This is a genomic window from Thalassotalea sp. 1_MG-2023 (genome assembly GCF_030546745.1).
GTDB lineage: Bacteria > Pseudomonadota > Gammaproteobacteria > Enterobacterales > Alteromonadaceae > Thalassotalea_C.
Window position 1 is genome coordinate 103,341 of record NZ_JAUOPD010000005.1, and the last position, 17,711, is coordinate 121,051.

At 36.0% G+C, this 17,711-nt stretch carries 19 protein-coding genes; 12 read left to right on the forward strand and 7 right to left on the reverse strand.

Annotated features, from left to right (window positions below):
- Positions 1-149 precede the first annotated feature (149 nt).
- The 7 genes from Q4489_RS05745 to Q4489_RS05775 are packed head-to-tail and all read left to right on the forward strand — an operon-like array spanning position 150 to position 7,298.
- On the forward strand, positions 150-1,217 hold the full coding sequence (locus Q4489_RS05745; protein WP_303478035.1) for a nitroreductase family protein: 1,068 nt from the start codon (positions 150-152) through the stop codon (positions 1,215-1,217).
- Positions 1,218-2,369, forward strand: a complete 1,152-nt coding sequence (locus Q4489_RS05750; RefSeq protein WP_303478036.1) for a polysaccharide pyruvyl transferase family protein — start codon at positions 1,218-1,220, stop codon at positions 2,367-2,369.
- A 3-nt stretch (positions 2,370-2,372) separates the two neighbouring features.
- Positions 2,373-3,293 (forward strand): Wzz/FepE/Etk N-terminal domain-containing protein, encoded by a 921-nt coding sequence (locus tag Q4489_RS05755; RefSeq protein WP_303478038.1) that lies wholly within the window; start codon positions 2,373-2,375, stop codon positions 3,291-3,293.
- A gap of 27 nt (positions 3,294-3,320) precedes the next feature.
- Entirely contained in the window at positions 3,321-4,409 is a 1,089-nt protein-coding gene (locus Q4489_RS05760; protein WP_303478040.1) for a glycosyltransferase, read from the forward strand.
- Positions 4,402-5,634 carry a hypothetical protein gene (locus tag Q4489_RS05765; RefSeq protein WP_303478041.1) on the forward strand — a complete coding sequence of 411 codons (1,233 nt, stop codon included), beginning with the start codon at positions 4,402-4,404 and terminating at the stop codon, positions 5,632-5,634. Before Q4489_RS05760 ends, Q4489_RS05765 begins: the two co-directional genes overlap by 8 nt.
- The gene (locus Q4489_RS05770; RefSeq protein WP_303478043.1) at positions 5,627-6,511 is read left to right on the forward strand and encodes a glycosyltransferase; all 885 of its coding nucleotides are present in this window, start codon (positions 5,627-5,629) and stop codon (positions 6,509-6,511) included. The genes Q4489_RS05765 and Q4489_RS05770 overlap by 8 nt, the downstream gene beginning before the upstream one ends.
- A gap of 31 nt (positions 6,512-6,542) precedes the next feature.
- Complete coding sequence (locus Q4489_RS05775; protein ID WP_303478045.1) at positions 6,543-7,298, forward strand: glycosyltransferase family 2 protein; 756 nt, start codon at positions 6,543-6,545, stop codon at positions 7,296-7,298.
- A gap of 122 nt (positions 7,299-7,420) precedes the next feature.
- Here the strand turns inward: Q4489_RS05775 and Q4489_RS05780 are convergent, their stop codons facing one another.
- From Q4489_RS05780 to Q4489_RS18285, 3 genes are all read right to left on the reverse strand, one after another.
- Positions 7,421-8,344, reverse strand: coding sequence for an aldo/keto reductase (locus Q4489_RS05780; RefSeq protein ID WP_303478047.1), 924 nt, complete (start codon positions 8,342-8,344; stop codon positions 7,421-7,423).
- A 7-nt stretch (positions 8,345-8,351) separates the two neighbouring features.
- Positions 8,352-9,089 (reverse strand): hypothetical protein, encoded by a 738-nt coding sequence (locus Q4489_RS05785; RefSeq protein WP_303478048.1) that lies wholly within the window; start codon positions 9,087-9,089, stop codon positions 8,352-8,354.
- Between the two features lie 156 nt (positions 9,090-9,245).
- Positions 9,246-9,524, reverse strand: coding sequence for a DUF6170 family protein (locus tag Q4489_RS18285; protein WP_368389587.1), 279 nt, complete (start codon positions 9,522-9,524; stop codon positions 9,246-9,248).
- Between the two features lie 164 nt (positions 9,525-9,688).
- Between Q4489_RS18285 and ribE the strand changes: the two genes are divergently transcribed.
- The 5 genes from ribE to Q4489_RS05810 all read left to right on the forward strand — a co-directional run bounded on the left by ribE (position 9,689) and on the right by Q4489_RS05810 (position 13,303).
- Positions 9,689-10,153, forward strand: a complete 465-nt coding sequence (ribE, locus tag Q4489_RS05790; protein ID WP_303478050.1) for a 6,7-dimethyl-8-ribityllumazine synthase — start codon at positions 9,689-9,691, stop codon at positions 10,151-10,153.
- 30 nt (positions 10,154-10,183) lie between these two features.
- The gene (nusB, locus tag Q4489_RS05795; RefSeq protein WP_303478051.1) at positions 10,184-10,597 is read left to right on the forward strand and encodes a transcription antitermination factor NusB; all 414 of its coding nucleotides are present in this window, start codon (positions 10,184-10,186) and stop codon (positions 10,595-10,597) included.
- Between the two features lie 76 nt (positions 10,598-10,673).
- On the forward strand, positions 10,674-11,639 hold the full coding sequence (gene thiL, locus Q4489_RS05800; RefSeq protein ID WP_303478052.1) for a thiamine-phosphate kinase: 966 nt from the start codon (positions 10,674-10,676) through the stop codon (positions 11,637-11,639).
- Entirely contained in the window at positions 11,632-12,111 is a 480-nt protein-coding gene (locus Q4489_RS05805) for a phosphatidylglycerophosphatase A (protein WP_303478053.1), read from the forward strand. Before thiL ends, Q4489_RS05805 begins: the two co-directional genes overlap by 8 nt.
- 25 nt (positions 12,112-12,136) lie before the next feature.
- Positions 12,137-13,303 carry a nucleotide sugar dehydrogenase gene (locus Q4489_RS05810; protein ID WP_303478055.1) on the forward strand — a complete coding sequence of 389 codons (1,167 nt, stop codon included), beginning with the start codon at positions 12,137-12,139 and terminating at the stop codon, positions 13,301-13,303.
- 111 nt (positions 13,304-13,414) lie between these two features.
- Here Q4489_RS05810 and serA read toward each other — a convergent pair whose 3' ends face one another.
- The 4 genes from serA to Q4489_RS05830 form a co-directional block, all read right to left on the reverse strand.
- The gene (serA, locus tag Q4489_RS05815) at positions 13,415-14,644 is read right to left on the reverse strand and encodes a phosphoglycerate dehydrogenase (protein ID WP_303478056.1); all 1,230 of its coding nucleotides are present in this window, start codon (positions 14,642-14,644) and stop codon (positions 13,415-13,417) included.
- 93 nt (positions 14,645-14,737) lie between these two features.
- Entirely contained in the window at positions 14,738-15,394 is a 657-nt protein-coding gene (gene rpiA, locus Q4489_RS05820) for a ribose-5-phosphate isomerase RpiA (RefSeq protein WP_303478057.1), read from the reverse strand.
- A 65-nt stretch (positions 15,395-15,459) separates the two neighbouring features.
- Complete coding sequence (locus tag Q4489_RS05825) at positions 15,460-16,047, reverse strand: 5-formyltetrahydrofolate cyclo-ligase (RefSeq protein ID WP_303478059.1); 588 nt, start codon at positions 16,045-16,047, stop codon at positions 15,460-15,462.
- 42 nt (positions 16,048-16,089) lie between these two features.
- Positions 16,090-17,625 (reverse strand): peptide MFS transporter, encoded by a 1,536-nt coding sequence (locus Q4489_RS05830; protein ID WP_303478060.1) that lies wholly within the window; start codon positions 17,623-17,625, stop codon positions 16,090-16,092.
- Positions 17,626-17,711 lie beyond the last annotated feature (86 nt).

Here is a 17,711-nt window from a genome sequence, read left to right on the forward strand (position 1 = left end):
AAAATAATAGCGCTTGTATTGGATTTTGATTGTTTAATCACGAAATTAAAAGTTTCAAATTGTTATCTTATCTAGCTGTTTATCTTGTGATCGGGTAGAATTTGCAGCCCGTTTAGTTGTTACTTTATGTTGAGCATAGAACTCAAGTTATGAAATCTGTTTTACGCAAACTCTTATCGCCATCGTTAGTTTCGTCATTAAAAAGTGTGGTAGAAAGAGTAGACAAAAAAATTATCCCTTTCTTTGCTAGTAATAGTTTTCTAAGCTCTTTTTACTATTGTTTTTTTAGCACTAAGTTTCGACGTGAACATCAATCTGTATTAAAAGGTAGGTTAGCCTATAAGGCATCTCTTGATGCTATTAATCATTCAAGTGTACTGCTAAGACGCAATACTCATCGCTTAGAAAAAGGCCTTATCATGCAGCCAAGGCGAGAAATATTTGCTGAGGCTTATATTGAAGAAACTGTAGAGTGCTTTCGTAAATGTATTGCATCTTCATCAATCTGCTCAGATGAACTAAAGTGGGCGCAAGATGTATTAGTTAGTTATTTTGCTATTGTTGGTGATAGCGATATTATAAATAATGCAAAAGCGCGTTTTGAAACATTAACATTGAAGTCATTTGAGTGTGCTTCTGAGTCTTTACCATATCAGCATCAAGCTAGAGTTCAAGCTGAAGTTTCCTCCGATCAATTATTGGCCTTGTTTCAACAGCGGCGCTCTGTCAGGTGGTACGAACAAAAGCCTGTTGAATTAGAACTGATAAAACAGGCGATCGAAATGGCATCACAAGCTCCAAGTGCATGCAATCGGCAGCCTTTCCAATTTTATACCATTACCGATATGAATAAAGCATCTGATGTTGCATCTATTGCTATGGGGACCACAGGATTTTCAGATAATATTCCTGCATTGATCGTTGTTATGGGAGATTTATCTGCATATCCAGCAGAAAGAGATCGACATGTTATCTATATCGATGGTGGACTAGCATCAATGCAGTTGATGTTGGCATTTGAAACATTGGGTCTATCTTCATGTCCTATTAATTGGCCCGACATTGAAATTTGTGAACGGAAAATTGCTAAAAAATTAGCGCTCGACAAACACTTGCGGCCTATCATGTTAATGTCAGTCGGTTATGGGCAATCAACTGGGAAAATCCCTTATTCTCAGAAGAAAAGTGCGGAAATATTATTAAAGGAAGTTAACTAAATGTTTATTGAAATTAAAGGCGTTCAATTTGTTAATAAAGGGGCTGAACTAATGTTAGCTTCAGTGGTTGAGCGAGTAAAACAATACTGGCCGGAAGCTGAAATTGTGTTAGAGGGGAATCCTTTTTCCCCATACAAAAGTAGGGCGATGTTAGGCGCTTTTCAAAAGTTATCTTTACGAAAAAATGTTTTGGATTTGAATTTTATTGCTTATTATTTACCAAATTTTATTCGAAATTATTTGAAAAAATGGGGGGTCGTTACCGAAGCTGATATCGACGTAGTATTAGATGCTGCAGGCTTTGCTTATGGTGATCAGTGGGGGGCATTAAAGATAAAGCACCTTGGTGGTGAACTAAAACGATATAAAAAGAATGGTTGTAAATATATATTTTTACCTCAAGCGCTCGGGCCATTCACTCGTAGCGAGGATATTAAAGTATTAAAAAATCATTTACCTAAAGCTGCATTGATATGTGCTCGTGAACAACAATCTTATGACAATATTCGTGATATTATTGGTGATGCAAGTAATTTAATACAATACCCAGATTTTACTAATGCCGTAAAAGGTGTAGTACCAGATTATTGGCAAGATGGTGACACTAAAGTCTGCTTTATTCCAAATAGTAATATGATTGGGGATAAAAATCAGAACGAAAGTTGGAAAAAAAATTACCTTGATATCATGAAGTTATTAATGGAAAAAACCCAAGAACTTGGTTTAGTGCCTGTACTATTAAATCATGAAGGTGATGGTGATAGGGATATTTGTGAGAAATTGAATAGTTTTTTTGATAATAAATTAGAGGTTATTGAAGAAAGTGATCCTCTCAAAGTGAAGGGGATTATCGGTGCTTCTAAAGCAATAGTATGCTCACGTTTTCATGGCTGTGTAAGTGCGCTTTCTCAAAGTATTCCTAACTTAGGCACAAGCTGGAGTCATAAATATGAGCAGCTTTTTAACGAGTACATAGTACCTGAGCTATTAATCAATCCCAATAGCTCAAAAGATGATTTAGAGCGATTATTAGATGATGTTATTAATAATAACACGGAGTATTTGGCTAACATTAATAGTTCTGCTAAAAAATTTAAAGCTATCACTGAAGATATGTGGCTGACAGTTTGCAGTAAGATCAAGGAGAGATAACAATTGGCAACACAAAATAATAAACAAGACATAACTTTTGCTGAATTATTCTCGGGAATTTACCATGGTAAATTCATCATTATTTTAGGCACACTCGCTTCTGCAATCCTCGCCGTTGTTGTGTCTTTATCGTTACCTAATCAATACCGTTCTTCTGCGACACTTATTGTTAATGTTGATTCAAATAGTAAATTGGCTAGCTTAGCTGGCGGGTTAGGCGGCTTAGCTAATATTGCAGGGATAAATATCGGTAATAGTTCAGATAACTCTAACCCTATTGTTGCAAGGGAGCTTATCAGTTCACAGGGGTTTATCTTGAATTTTGTAGATAAACACTTAATGTTAGTCCCAATGATGGCAAGTAAAGGTTGGAAAGTAGATTCCAATGAATTAATTAATGATGAAGATATTTATGACTCATCTTTAAATGAATGGAAAATTGACGAAAACTCAAATCCATTGTTACGTCCAAGAAAGGAAGACGTAGTTAAAAGATTTAAGGAAATTGTTCGCTTAAGTGAAGACTCAAAAACTGGGGTGTTAACATTAAGTGTGGAATTTTATTCGCCATATTTAGCTCAAGAATGGTTAGAACTGTTGATTGCTGAAGTTAATAACACAATCAGAGAGTATGATATTGGTCAAACATCTAAGAATATTGAATACTTAAGTTCACTCATTGAAGAAACAAATAACTCAAATTTACATCAAGTATTTTATTCCTTAATTGAAGAACAAACGAAAAAATTAATGCTTAGTAAAGCTCGCATTGATTATGTATTTAGAACAATTGACCCTCCTAGTGTTCCTGAAAAGAAGTCTAAACCGGCCAGAGCTGTTATTTGTGTATTAGTTACCATTGCAGGAAGCATCATTTTTACCATTATTGCTCTTGTACGTTATTTTGCTAACTATAATAAATAGATAGCTTACTAAGTTATATATTCGTCTATGAAACTTGCTTTTATATCACCTGGCTCTGTGAATCATACTGTTAAGTGGGTCAATTCCTTAAGTGAAAAAGGGATCGATGTTACTTTGATTACGCAACATAGAGTGGAAAGTAGACTTCGTCCAAGTGTTACAGTTAAATATTTACCTTTTTCAGGCACTTTAGGTTACTTTTTAAACGCTATACTTTTGCGTCGCATGATAAGTAAGCTGCAACCTGATGTGGTAAATGTACACTATGCAACTGGGTATGGCACTTTAGCCATGTTATCTGGAATTTCACCGTATATTTTATCAGTGTGGGGGAGTGATGTTTATGAATATCCGTACCTTTCCTCTTTTAAAGGATGGTTAACGAGGAAGTCCTTATTGAGTGCTGATCAAATTGCCTCAACAAGCCATGATATGGCTAGACAAGTTTTGAAGTTAGTAGAAGACTATCCTAAAGATATTGCAATTACGCCATTCGGAGTTGATTTATCAAAGTTTTATTCTACGAGAGATCCTTTTTCTAGCGCTGAAATAACGATAGGTATTGTTAAAACGCTAGAACATAAATATGGCATTGATCTTTTAATTGAAGCATTTTCATCTTTAGAAAAGTACTTTTGTTATCGAAATATACCCATAACACTTAAATTAATGATTGTTGGAGGGGGAGAGTTAAAAGAGGTATTAAGTGCACAAGTTGATAAGCTGTTAATTGATTCTCAGGTAGAGTTTGTAGGGAAAGTACCAAATGACTCTGTTCCAAAATATATTAATGAGATGGATATTTTTGTTGTGCCTAGCCGTATAGAAAGTTTTGGTGTATCGGCTGTTGAAGCTCTTGCTTGTGAACGCGTATGTATTGTAGCGGATACAGGGGGGCTGCCTGAAGTTATTACAGATGGAGAAACGGGGTTAGTTGTAAAGCCGGAATCTAGTGAAGAAATTTCCAATGCTCTAATTGTCCTGATAGAAGATATTGAGAAAAGCAAGTCTTTTGGTAAGGCTGGAAGAAAGGATGTATTAAACAGGTTTAGTGAAGTTTCGACTGTTGAAACTATGATTTCACTATATCAAGACTTTAGCGAAAACCATGCATAAGTTTGATTCCACTATCTATGCAACCAGTAATACGCCTATCAGGTATTTGGTCTTTTTAATTTCTCTTTTTTTGGGGCCAACGTTAGCTATTTTTGAATTAAGGGGAGTGCATTTAGCGCTTTTCTTTTTGTTAGTTTTGAGTGGCTTGTATATTATTAGAGCCGGTGCTTTTGATAAGCGAAAACTTGTTTTATTGTTTTTCTATCTGAGTTTTTTAAGTGCTTGGATAGTTAGCCACATTTTTTATTCCTCTTTATCTATAAGGTATTTAGCGTATGTTTTTTATTTTACATTTACGCTCCTTGTTTATTATTGTTCATTTCGAGCTCTTTTTATTTTGTCAAAAGAGTTGATATGTCGATTTATCAACTTCTTTATTTATTTGGATCTTATATTTGCTTCAATTGAAATTATGCTTGGTGCTAGTTTTTTTGGAAATAACCCGCTTGCTGGTACGGAGTATCAAGTTGGATCTTCATTTTGGGCGAATATGAATACAAATGTAGTAGCATTAATACTTTTTAATACGTCTTTATATTTCTTGGGTGCCAAAAAATCATTTTATTTGAATACATTTCCATTATTGATCTTGGCATTTTTTGTTGATGCTAAACTATGTATTTTAGCGTTAATTGGCCAAATATTATGGGTCCAGTTAATAGAGAATGGCGTAATTAGAGTTGTTTTCATTATAGCCCTTTTATTTTTAGCACCTTTAATTTTGTTTTTATTTGATAAACATGTTGATGCTGTTGTTAATAATTTGGACAGAGTATTTGAGTTACTCGAAAACCCTGAGCTGCTGGAACAAATTGTATCTTCTGGCAATATGTTTTCTGTTGCTATTAGAGCATATGCACTGTCTGAGATGTTAAGTGTTTTATCAAATTTTTCTTTCTTTAACTGGGTGTTTGGTATTGGATTTGGCAATTTAAATATATCTTTCATAAACAATAAATGGGGAGGTTTAATCGAATTTTTTTCACCTCATTTATTTTATTTGGAAATTATAGTTTACCTAGGGGTAAGTTATTACATTTTTTATCTTGGAATGATGAAATTACTTGCGAGTAGATTGCCCTGGCGAAGTATTTTTATTGCTTTACCTACTCTTGGGTCTGTAATTGCTATTAGTTCGGCTGTTTATTTTCTTCCGCTCTACTTTTTCTTAGCAGTCATGACATTCTGGGAGTATCAAAATTACGTAAGGAAAAACAATGGCTAATAATAAATTAGTGACTGTTTATATCGCTACTCATAATAGAATTGATTTATTGCTTCGAGCAGTTGATTCGGTGTTTAATCAAAGCTATTCCAATATAGAATTAATTATAGCGGATGATGGTTCAACAGATGAGACTTATGAACGGTTACAGCCTTATATTGATAATGAACAGATCGTTTATGTTAAGAGTGAAGTTCCGAAAGGAGCTTGCGCTGCTAGAAATTTAGCAATTCAAATTGCTAAAGGTTATTACATTACTGGCATGGATGATGATGATGTTATGACGTCCAACAGGGTTTCACATTTGGTATCGGAGTTTGAAAAAGGATGTTTTTCATGTATCGCTAGTTCAATCACTGAAAGAACACCTCAGGGTGACATAACTAGAACTTCGGGGGCTGGGGTTATCTCTTTAGATAAGTTATTACATCATAACCTTTTGGGAAACCAAGTGCTTACAAAGACTGATTATTTAAAACAAATTAATGGTTTTGATCCTAATATGCCAGCTTTTCAAGACTATGATACTTGGGTACGTTTGGTTCAGCGTTTTGGTTTAGCGTATAAGTCAAGCATTGCAAGTTATATTTGGTTTACAGATCACAATTTAGGTCGTATTAGTGAGAGCCCAATCCGGCGTGTTAATGCTTTTAATTTATTTTATCAGAAGCATAGTTATTTAATGAATAAAGATCATAAAGCATCAATGGAAATATTGCGTAAAAAGTTAACAAAAGAGCATTTCGGGGCTGTTGATTTCGTTAGGTTAACCAATAGACAAAATATTAAGTATTCACTGTCACTATTTATCAACTTAAATTTTAAACCCTTTAAGTACTTACTCGATTGGTTCAGGGTTAAGTTTTTTAAGAAGTAATTTTTATGACTAAAATTTTTATGAGGGTTAAATGCTAGTTTCTATAATTACCCCGTCCTTCAATTCAGAAAAGTTTATTGAAGAAACCTACCTAAGTATAAAAAATCAAACACATACAGTTTGGGAATGGTTAGTAACTGACGACTGTTCAAGTGATAATACTTGGAAAATATTAGAAAAATTGCAAAAGCAAGATAGTCGCGTGAAGCCTATACAGAATAAGCAAAACTCTGGCGCCGCGGTAAGCAGAAATAATTCTATATCAAGGGCTCAAGGTGAGTTCATCGCATTTTTAGATAGTGATGATTTATGGCTCCCTTCAAAGCTAGAGTTACATCTTGAGTTTATGCTTAACAATAATATAGATTTGTCTTTTACACCGTATCATTTAATTGACGAAAGTAGTAATAGGTTAAATGTAAGTGTTGATATGCGGTTGTCAGGTGCTTTTGATTATGAAGACATGTTGTTAAAAAGAGCAACAATGGGATGTTGTACAGTGATGGTTCGTAAGGGTTCATTCAATGATTTAACTATGCCATTGATTCGTGCTGGCCAAGATTATGCATTGTGGCTAAAGCTTTTAAAAACTGGAAAAGATGCTTTTATTTTTTCGAAACCTCTAAGTGAATATAGAATTGTAGAAAACTCCTTATCAAGAAATAAGTACAAAAAAGCTTTAAAAATATGGCGAGTTTATAGAGAAATTGAAAAGCTATCTTTAATTAAATCCTGCTATGTATTTTCTCATTATGCTGTAAGGGCTTTCTTCAAATTAAACCAATAAATTAATTTAGAGAAAAGTGCTGGAGATCCGATTTAAATAGAGATTCAAAGAGGGAGTAAGTGGACTCATAGTTCCCTCTTAATTACCTAACTATCAAGTGTTTAAAGATACTTTTCGTGTTTTTATTCTCTGAAAGGAAGTTTTATTCTTCTTATTTTGTTGAATACTTCTTGGGGGATTGAAAACGTTAATGCTTCAATGTTTTTATCAATGTTTTTGTGTTGAGTGGTGCCAAATATTGCCGAAGAAACATGTTTATTGTCTAATGCAAAATTTAAAGCAACGGCTTCTGCTGGAATATTAGGCAATTGACTTGCAAACCTTAATTTAAAGCTATTTATTAGTTGTTTCCTTCTATTTTTTAAAGCCCTCGCTAAATACCAAAAGTCTTTTTTACTCGTCGGGAAAAATATTTTATTTGTAAATAGCATTTGGGCTAACGGTGTCGCTGCTATGAAGCCTTTATTTAAATTAGCAATGTCATTAATTGTTGTTTCAAAACTTGCTCTTGTTAGGTTAAAGTCTGAAAGAAACACTGTAAAACAATCGATTGATTTTACTGTGTCCACTACCACTTTATCTGAGGAATGAACGCCTGCAAATCGAATTTTTCCCTCATCTATGAGTTTTTCGATCTCATTAAAAAGCTCACTTGATAACTCATCTAATTTAGGGCTATGTAAAAATAGTATATCAATATATTCAGTATTAAGTCTTTCAAGACTTTCTGCTACTGACTCTCTAATTGCTTTAGGACTGAAGTCTTTTGTGGCATTCCCCATAGAAGCTTGTTTTGTACCAGCTTTTGTACTGACAACAACTGAACTTCTTTCAATACTGTTAATGAATTTACCTAACCTACGTTCTGCATTTCCATCCGCATAACTTGAGCCCGTATCAAAGAAGTTGATTCCCTTATCGTAAGCATGCTGAAGAAGCGATATAGCCGTCTCTTCAGGTGTGGATTTTAATGCCCAAAAGCTTGAACACCCCATTCCTAGTACAGATAATTTTAAGTCGGTACCTCTTAATTTTCTATATTGCATGTTCATTTTATACCTTAACTCTTGAGCGTTTTTTTGTGCTTGTAATTTTTGATAGTATACTTTTTTTTGTTACTGGTTTATGAAAATGAAAGAGAGCCGTAGAGCGCATGTTGCCTGGATGGCAATCGTCATTGCCATGATACGTACTAAATCCCCAGAAAAAATACAACTTACCTGGTTCTAATTTGATGCTTTTAAAATTCAAAAGCTTCCTTACCATAGCAGCTTTTAAAATAAATCTAGTTACAGGATTTTGTGTGAAGAGTTTAATGAGTGCGTTTTTAACCGGTGATGATGATACTTTTCTAATATTAGGTAATATTAATAAGTCTCCATTCTTTTCATTATCCGCAGAAGGAATAAAAATCGGTAATAGAACCGTTAAGGTAAAGTTGTCAAAGTGAAATAAATGAGATTGGGTATTGAGGTTCCCTCCATTGAGAACTCTTAATACTTGATACTTTTCAGAAGAAGAGTCAGGATTCTCATTAGTTTTTTTTGAAACAAGCTCTGCTTGAAATGATAAAAATTTTTCATTGTTATACAAAGAACCAAGTAATGAATTTTTTAGGTTTTCATGTCCAACAATTGAAAATGTTCCTTTATTTTTATTGGTTAATTCAATGATAAAACTTTGTAGTGTATTTAAGTCTTCAGCACTAATAGCGTCTTCAATTGAGGCGAAACCCTCAGTTTCGATTTCTTGATAAATACAATCTACAGTTTTAGGAAGGTTAACGTGCATTTTAATACGTCCTATTTAGAAAATATCTTACTATTTGTCAGATTATCTGGGGGTAATAGCAACTTGATATTTTTAAATTGAAAGTTTGACTAACGTAACAAACTTTTAATGAATTTTTTGAGTTATTTACTTATTTAAATAATGAATGGTTCGTATTCATAGATATTTTAGACAAAATTGAAGTTTAATAGGAACCGCAATGAAAAAGTAAAAAATGAGCGATAACAATAAACTCAATGCTAAATATCCCCAACTTTGTTGCGAAAGAAAAAAGAATGGAGGAATCAAAATTACGAGTTTAAGGATATTTAAAATAAACTTTTGTGGAGCTGGTATTCTATTTTGTGCATCCGCTATCTTTATTTTTCGCTCTTTTAAAGAGCAATCTTTTAGTTTGGAAATATTTTTTGAAGATAAATAGAACGCCATAGTCATGATTTATTCGTCTGTGGAATTTAGCATATTTTACATTAACTGGTTGAATGAATCATTTATTAATTTTGTAGAAGTATTTTATTGTTTGGTAGACAAACTAGTACCTAAATAGCAGTTTTTTTGCTAGAATCGCGGCAATTTTTCATCTAAAGAGTGATTTTTCCATGAATGTAATTGAAGGTGGCTTTGTTGCAACAGGTAAAAAGTTTGCCATTGTGGTTTCTAGGTTCAACCATTTTATTGTTGATAGCTTGCTAGAAGGTGCTATTGATACACTTAAACGTCATGGTGATGTTGCCGAAAGTGATATTACAGTCATTAAAGTACCTGGCGCTTATGAGTTACCCTTAGTTGCTAAAAAAGCAGCAGCACAAGGGAAATACGATGCAATTATTGCAATAGGTGCCGTTATTCGTGGCGGAACACCACACTTTGATTTTGTTGCTGGTGAATGTAACAAAGGTTTAGCGCAAGTGTGTTTAGAATCTGAAATTCCGGTATCATTTGGCGTGATCACAACAGATTCAATTGAACAAGCCATAGAGCGTGCAGGCACGAAAGCTGGTAACAAGGGCGGTGAAGCGGCTCTTGGCGCATTAGAAATGGTTAATGTGCTTGCTAAGCTATAATTAAGCTAGAAATTAATACAGGATATATTTGTGAAACCATCTCCTAGAAGAAAAGCTCGTGAGTTAGCGGTTCAAGCGGTTTACTCGTGGCAAATGAGTGACAACTCAGTGACTGACGTTGAAGCGCATTTTATTACTGAAAATGCCAAACGTCGTTTTGAAATTGACTATTTTCAAAAGCTATTTCGTGGTGTTACAAGTCAAACAAGTTCAATTGATTTAGCGATTACACCGTATTTAGATCGTGATTTAGATGATGTAGATCATATTGAAAAAGCGATTCTTAGAGTAGCTGTTTATGAACTCAGTGACTGTGCTGACGTACCGTATCGTGTTGTTATCAATGAAGCGATAGAGCTTGCAAAAGTATTTGCTGCTGATGATAGCCATAAATTTATCAATGGTGTATTAGATAAAACCGTTAAGGTTATTCGCCCAGAATAATTACTTTTCTACGAAAAATAAAACAAATAAGGCGCTTTACTTTTAAGCGCCTTTTGCTTTTATATTAGGGTTTGTTATGAAAGAGTTTGAGCTGATTAACACATACTTTACCGAACAACTGGTAAATCGACGTGATGTAGTGGTGGGCATAGGGGATGACTGTGCCGTTATCACGCCGGCAGAAAAACAAAATATTGCCATCACGACTGATACATTAATTGCTGGCGTTCATTTTCCTAAAAATACGCCTGCAAAAGCAATTGGCCATAAGGCTGTTGCCGTTAATTTATCTGATCTTGCAGCAATGGGGGCAGAACCAACTTGGATATCTATCGCCATTAGCTTACCCGAAATAGATGAAGACTGGATCAGTAACTTTTGTGAAGGCATGTTTGCATTATGTGAATTTTATAATGTACAACTCATCGGCGGTGATACCACCCAAGGCCCATTAAGCATTACGATTACAGCCCAGGGTGTTGTACCTGTGAATAAGCAAATTTGTCGTAGTGGTGCTAAAGCCGGTGATTGGATATACGTTACAGGTGAATTAGGTGATGCCGCCTTAGCGTTAAAACATTACTACGGCGATATCACATTAAGAGGTGACTCGCTTGCTTATGCAATGAATCGCTTAAACGAGCCAAAACCTAGAGTGTTAGCGGGTCAAGCAGTAAGGGAATACGCATCAGCGGCCATCGATATTTCAGATGGTTTGTTAGCGGATTTATCACACATATGTAAAGCATCGAATGTTGGTGCTAATATTGTACTTGAAGACTTGCCTCTGTCTGACACCATGTTGACGTGTTTAGGTGCTGAAAAAGCTATGGAACTCGCGCTGTCAGGAGGAGATGATTACGAACTTTTGCTGGCGGTTTCAGAAGACAACAAAGTGGGTATGGAAACTACTTTAGCAGATATGGGTACGAAAGTGACTTGTATTGGCCAGTTAAACGGCAACCATAAAATCACTACCACGTTAAATAACAAACCAACACAGCTGAATGTGAAAGGGTTCGAGCACTTTGCAAATGAATAATAAACCCAAAGAGATCAAATCCAAATTTTCGTTGTCAGATCCCGTGCAGTTTTTAGCACTGGGTTTTGGTAGCGGATTAATTCCTAAAGCACCTGGAACTTTCGGAACTTTAGCTGCAATTCCTGTCTTTTTATTATTAGCGCCGCTACCCACTATGACTTATTTAGCGGTAGTCGCCGTGATGGCGCTATTTGGTATTTATATTTGTTCTCATGCTGCTAAAGCCGCAAAAGTGCATGATCACCCGGCTATTGTTTGGGATGAAATTGTCGGCTATTTAATTACGATGGCGTTAATCCCTGTATCGTGGAAGTCGATTATTGTAGGTTTTTTGCTGTTTCGTTTGTTTGATATTATAAAGCCGTGGCCAATCTCGTTGTTAGATAAACATTGTCATGGTGGCTTTGGTATTATGATAGATGATATTGCCGCTGGACTTGTAGCATTTTTATGTATGTATTTTCTTTTTTAGTTTTATTGGGTAATAGGTGTCGTAAATGAAGATTACTGTAGTGGGTACAGGTTATGTGGGGCTATCGAACGGTATTTTATTAGCACAGCATAATGATGTTGTGGCGTTAGATGTAGTAGAAGAGCGAGTAACCCAGTTAAATAATAAACAATCTCCGATTCGTGATAATGAAATCGAAACCTTTCTTGAGCAAGAAACATTATCGTTTACTGCTACGCTAGATAAATCGTTAGCCTATTCTGATGCAGATATTATTATTATCGCGACACCAACAAACTATGATCCTGAAACAAACTATTTCGATACGAGTTCCGTTGAAACAGTTATACAAGATGTAATGGCGATAAATACTAATGCTACCATTGTGATTAAATCGACAGTGCCAGTAGGTTTTACAAGGCGATTAAAAGATAAATATCACACTGATAACATTATTTTCTCTCCAGAGTTCTTAAGAGAGGGCAAAGCGTTATATGATAACTTGTATCCTTCTAGAATTATTGTAGGTGCAGAGACTATAGGTGCTAAAACCTTCGCTAAATTATTGCAGCAAGGAGCTAAGAAAGATGACATTCCTACGCTTTTTACGAGAGCGACAGAAGCCGAAGCCATAAAACTGTTTGCTAATACCTATTTAGCCATGCGGGTTGCTTATTTCAATGAATTAGATACTTACGCAGAAACTCATGATTTAGATACTCGCTCAATTATAGAAGGGGTAGGGTTAGATCCACGTATTGGTAATCATTATAACAACCCGTCGTTTGGTTATGGTGGTTACTGTTTACCTAAAGATACTAAACAACTATTGGCGAACTACCAAGATGTGCCAAATAATATGATCAATGCGATTGTTGAAGCGAACGTTACCCGTAAAGATTTTGTAGCAGAGTCAATTTTAAAGAAATCTCCTTCGATTGTTGGAATTTACCGTTTAATTATGAAGTCTGGTTCTGATAACTTTCGTGCTTCGTCAATTCAAGGCATTATGAAGCGTATTAAGGCAAAAGGGGTTGAAGTGGTTATTTTTGAACCTGAACTGCAAGATGATACCTTTTATAACTCACGGGTTGTCACTGATTTAGCAAAATTTAAAGCGATGTCAGATGTGATCGTTTCTAACCGTATGGACGCTGAACTCAATGATGTGGTTGATAAGGTATATACACGAGATCTTTTTGGCAAAGATTAAGTGATAAGTATCTGGTGCACATTAGCAATAAAAAAACGGAGCGATTAGCTCCGTTTTTTATTGCTTTTAATACAGTGTTCGCATTAAAAGTATTAAGCTTTATAACTCATATTAATGCAGAATACGTGCTTTAATTGTACCTTCAATCAGTTTTAATTCACGTAACGCAGTTTCACTGTTTTCTGTTTCTATATCGATAACAACATAACCGTTTTGGTCGTCTGTTTGTAAGTATTGCGCGGCGATATTAATATTATGTTCAGCAAATGCTTGGTTAATTTTTGTTAATATACCAGGTTGGTTTTTATGAATATGTAATAAACGGCTGGTGCCAACATGCTCAGGCAGTGATACTTCTGGGAAGTTAACTGCTGAAAGCGTTGAACCATTATCGGAGTATTTAGCCAATTTACTCGCCACTTCTAAACCAATGTTTTCTTGTGCTTCTTTTGTGCTACCACCAATATGAGGTGTTAAAATCACATTGTCAAAATCACGTAATGGTGAAACAAACTCTTCATCATTACCTTTAGGTTCAACAGGAAATACATCAATTGCAGCTCCGGCAACTTTTTTGCTGGTTAATGCTTCACATAAAGCTTCAATATCAACAACCGTTCCGCGCGATGCATTAATAAAAATTGCACCGTTTTTCATCACATCGAACTCTGCAGCACCCATCATATTTTGTGTTTGCGCTGTTTCTGGTACATGCAAACTTACTACGTCAGCTTCTTGCAAAAGGGCCGTTAGGCTTGGTGATTGCTCAGCATTGCCAAGGGGTAATTTTGTTTCAATGTCGTAGAACTTTACTTTCATACCAACGGTTTCAGCTAAAATGCCCACTTGCATACCGATATGGCCGTAACCTATGATACCAAAGGTTTTGCCTCTTGCCTCAACCGAACCAGCGGCAGATTTATTCCAAACACCACGATGAGCTTGTGCACTTTTTTCAGGGATACCACGTAATAATAGCAATAATTCACCTAATACAAGTTCAGCAACTGAGCGCGTATTAGAAAATGGCGCGTTAAATACAGGTATACCTTTAACTTTTGCTGCACGCACATCTACTTGATTCGTACCAATACAAAAACAGCCAATAGCGACTAATTTTTTGGCATGACTAAGAACTTTTTCATTAAGCATGGTGCGAGAACGAATGCCGATAAAGTGAACGTCAGCAATTTTCTCGATAAGCTGTTCTTCAGATAAAGACGTTTTTAAATACTCAATGTTGGTATAACCTTTAGACTTTAACTCTTCTAATGCACTTTGATGTACACCTTCCAACAGTAAAATCTTAATTTTTTCTTTTGCTAACGAATTATTGCTCATATGCTAAAACCGTAGTTAATATTGTTGATGTATAGATGGCTAGATACCCAAAACTTAATCAACCGTACCATATAGTGTTAAAACTCTAAAGTGTTATTTTACTAGCTTTGCACCTTCCGGTGTTCCTAATATAAGTAGATCAGCGCCACGGTGAGCAAATAATCCGTTGGTTACAACGCCTACAATAGCATTAATATCTGACTCTAAACGCTTTGGATCAATAATGTCTAAGTTATGCACATCAAGAATGACATTTGAGTTATCCGTGATCACGCCTTGGCGATAAACAGGATCGCCCCCTAATTTCACTAACTCTCTAGCCACATAACTACGTGCCATGGGAATAACTTCTACGGGAAGAGGAAATTTGCCTAATATTGGCACTTGTTTACTTTCGTCGCATATACAGATGAACGTTTTAGCAACAGCGGCAACAATCTTTTCGCGGGTTAGCGCTGCACCACCGCCTTTGATCATGTGCATGTGTTCAGTAATTTCATCAGCACCATCAATATAAACGCTGATTTCACTAACACTGTTCAGATCAAACACTTCGATACCTAATGCTTTCAAACGTTTGGTTGACTCTTCAGAGCTAGAAACGGCTCCGGTAATATCGTGTTTTTTACTGGCGAGTGCATCGATGAAGTGATTAACAGTTGAACCTGTGCCAACGCCGACTATAGCATCATCTTCAACAAATTCTACGGCTTTTATTGCCGCAGCTTTTTTCATTTCGTCTTGTGTCATCGTAAATTATCCGAGTTGCTTTTTCAGCATTATAACAGCCAATATTTAATCGGTGTTATTAGATTTTAACAAAATTGATAATGTTTAGATGGAGTAACAATATGTGGAAGTGGCACGTCCCATACTTCAATAGGAACCGTGGTAACTTTTTGGCAGTCATGCGCTAATCCCATAATAGCTGGGGTAGTACTATATAAATTGGCTAGCGTTCGGTCGTAATAACCGCCACCCATTCCTAAACGGGCACCTGTTTCATCGAATGCCACTAAAGGGGTAAAGATGATATCAAGATTTCTAAGTGGACAGACATGTCTAACATCTAGCTTAGGCTCTAAAATGCCATATTTGTTGTGGGTCATTATGGTTGATGCACAATAGTGTAAAAACAGCAGTTGCCCTTTGTTAAAAGGGTGAAGTACAGGAAGATAGGTTTGTATCTTTTGTTGCCAACACCAATGTATAAAAGGGGTGGTGTTAAGTTCACCGTCATTTGCATGATAAATAGCAATAGATTTAGCGTTTTTAACAGCGGGAATTTGCTTGAGTTGATCAACTAATAATAACGAGGCTTGCGTTTGCATTTCAACTGATAACGCTTGACGGGCAAGTCGTATTTGTTGACGTATTCCTTGGCGAGAGTTCAATAATTTCATATAAAAAGCGGTGGCTAACCACCGCTATTTTTAAGTTAACGACTAAATAGTTTCTGCAGCTTTACCAGGTGTTGGTGCTGTAGGATCAGCTTCGTCTGCTGAGTTTTCCCAAACGCGAGATTTGATACTAAGTAATAAAATTACAATACCAATACCGATACTAAATAAACTAATTTGAATATATAGGTTAGGTAGTTGGTCAATACGGTTTGGATCAAAGTTACCCGCTAATAAACCAGAAATAATATTACCGATAGAGTAGGTTAGCACAAATACACCCATCATTTGGCCTGCAAATCGACGAGGTGATAACTTACTTATTGCACTTAATGCAACAGGGCTTAAACATAATTCACCTACTGTGTGTAAAAAGTAAGTGGCAACTAACCAATAAGGCGCTACTTTCATGCCTGACGCAGCATATTGTGCAGCAAAGAACATTACAATAAAACCACTTGCCATGATCATTAAGCCGATAGCACATTTGATACCATAGGCAGGGCTAACAAAACGTTTACCTAAGTTTATCCATAATGCCGCAAAAAATGGTGACAATAATACAATAAACATTGCGTTTAACGATTGGAACCAGCCGGTTGGTACTTCGAAACTGCCAACAATTCTATCTGTGTAATCGCGAGCAAATAAGTTCATTGAAGAGCCCGCTTGCTCAAAACCTGACCAGAAACATGCAGAAGCAATACAAACCAACAATAGGGCGCCCAAGCGTCTCATCTCATTTTTAGTTAAGTTACCAAACATGAAAATTGAAGCATAGTAAAGCACAAACATAACACTAAAGCAGACAGCAACATATTGCGCCACAGCAACGGGTTCTATCACTATTGCGCCAGACAATGCTGCGGCAGTAACCGTAGCAAGCATAATTAAGAAAGCGCCAATAACCGTCCAGCTTATTTGTCTACCTTTAGCTGTTAAAGGCGCTGCTGGTGCTGCACCTACACCGTGCAATTTATTTAACGTACGTCGATATTGAATTAAACCAACAGCCATACCAACCGCTGCCGCGCCAAATGCCCAATGCCAACCGAAGTTTTCTTGATCTTCCATTAGGTAACCACAAATAGTGTAACCTAATACTGAACCCATATTTATGCCCATATAATAAATGGCATAACCAGAGTCACGACGCTTGTCTTCGTCTGAATAAAGTTGTCCAACCATTGCGCCAATATTTGGCTTAAGTAGACCTGTACCCAAAATAACCACGACTAAACCGATGAAAAAGGTTTTATCACTAGGAAAGGCCAAAATAATGTGGCCACACATAATGATGATACCGCCATACCATACGGCTTTTTGACCACCTAAAAGTCTGTCTGAAATCCAACCACCAGGTAATCCCATGAAATAGACACTACCGGTATATAAACCATAAATAGCCGCGGCAGAGGCAACCGTTAAACCTAAGCCATTTTCTTGTAACGTGGCGGTCATAAAGAGTACTAGCAGCATTCGCATACCGTAGTAACTCATGCGTTCCCACATTTCAGTAAAGAACAGTGTTTGAAGACCTTCAGGTTGCCCGAAAAAAGTCTTAGCGCTTTGCGTTGTCATATAAATTTTCCTTCCTAAGGTGCGCACCTAGTATTGAGCATTATTATTATTCTTGTTTATTTAGATAAGATTGATAAATGGATTCA

Coding starts and splice junctions, on each gene's coding strand:
- Q4489_RS05785 (WP_303478048.1), bottom strand. CDS start 9,089: ATGCACGTTAACCTTCCTAAAACTGTAGATTGTATTTATCAAGAAATC.
- Q4489_RS05810 (WP_303478055.1), top strand. CDS start 12,137: ATGAAGATTACTGTAGTGGGTACAGGTTATGTGGGGCTATCGAACGGT.
- Q4489_RS05760 (WP_303478040.1), top strand. CDS start 3,321: ATGAAACTTGCTTTTATATCACCTGGCTCTGTGAATCATACTGTTAAG.
- rpiA (WP_303478057.1), bottom strand. CDS start 15,394: ATGACACAAGACGAAATGAAAAAAGCTGCGGCAATAAAAGCCGTAGAA.
- Q4489_RS05825 (WP_303478059.1), bottom strand. CDS start 16,047: ATGAAATTATTGAACTCTCGCCAAGGAATACGTCAACAAATACGACTT.
- serA (WP_303478056.1), bottom strand. CDS start 14,644: ATGAGCAATAATTCGTTAGCAAAAGAAAAAATTAAGATTTTACTGTTG.
- Q4489_RS05775 (WP_303478045.1), top strand. CDS start 6,543: ATGCTAGTTTCTATAATTACCCCGTCCTTCAATTCAGAAAAGTTTATT.
- thiL (WP_303478052.1), top strand. CDS start 10,674: ATGAAAGAGTTTGAGCTGATTAACACATACTTTACCGAACAACTGGTA.
- Q4489_RS05780 (WP_303478047.1), bottom strand. CDS start 8,344: ATGCAATATAGAAAATTAAGAGGTACCGACTTAAAATTATCTGTACTA.
- ribE (WP_303478050.1), top strand. CDS start 9,689: ATGAATGTAATTGAAGGTGGCTTTGTTGCAACAGGTAAAAAGTTTGCC.
- Q4489_RS05745 (WP_303478035.1), top strand. CDS start 150: ATGAAATCTGTTTTACGCAAACTCTTATCGCCATCGTTAGTTTCGTCA.
- Q4489_RS05770 (WP_303478043.1), top strand. CDS start 5,627: ATGGCTAATAATAAATTAGTGACTGTTTATATCGCTACTCATAATAGA.
- Q4489_RS05750 (WP_303478036.1), top strand. CDS start 1,218: ATGTTTATTGAAATTAAAGGCGTTCAATTTGTTAATAAAGGGGCTGAA.
- Q4489_RS05830 (WP_303478060.1), bottom strand. CDS start 17,625: ATGACAACGCAAAGCGCTAAGACTTTTTTCGGGCAACCTGAAGGTCTT.
- Q4489_RS05765 (WP_303478041.1), top strand. CDS start 4,402: ATGCATAAGTTTGATTCCACTATCTATGCAACCAGTAATACGCCTATC.
- Q4489_RS18285 (WP_368389587.1), bottom strand. CDS start 9,524: ATGACTATGGCGTTCTATTTATCTTCAAAAAATATTTCCAAACTAAAA.
- Q4489_RS05805 (WP_303478053.1), top strand. CDS start 11,632: ATGAATAATAAACCCAAAGAGATCAAATCCAAATTTTCGTTGTCAGAT.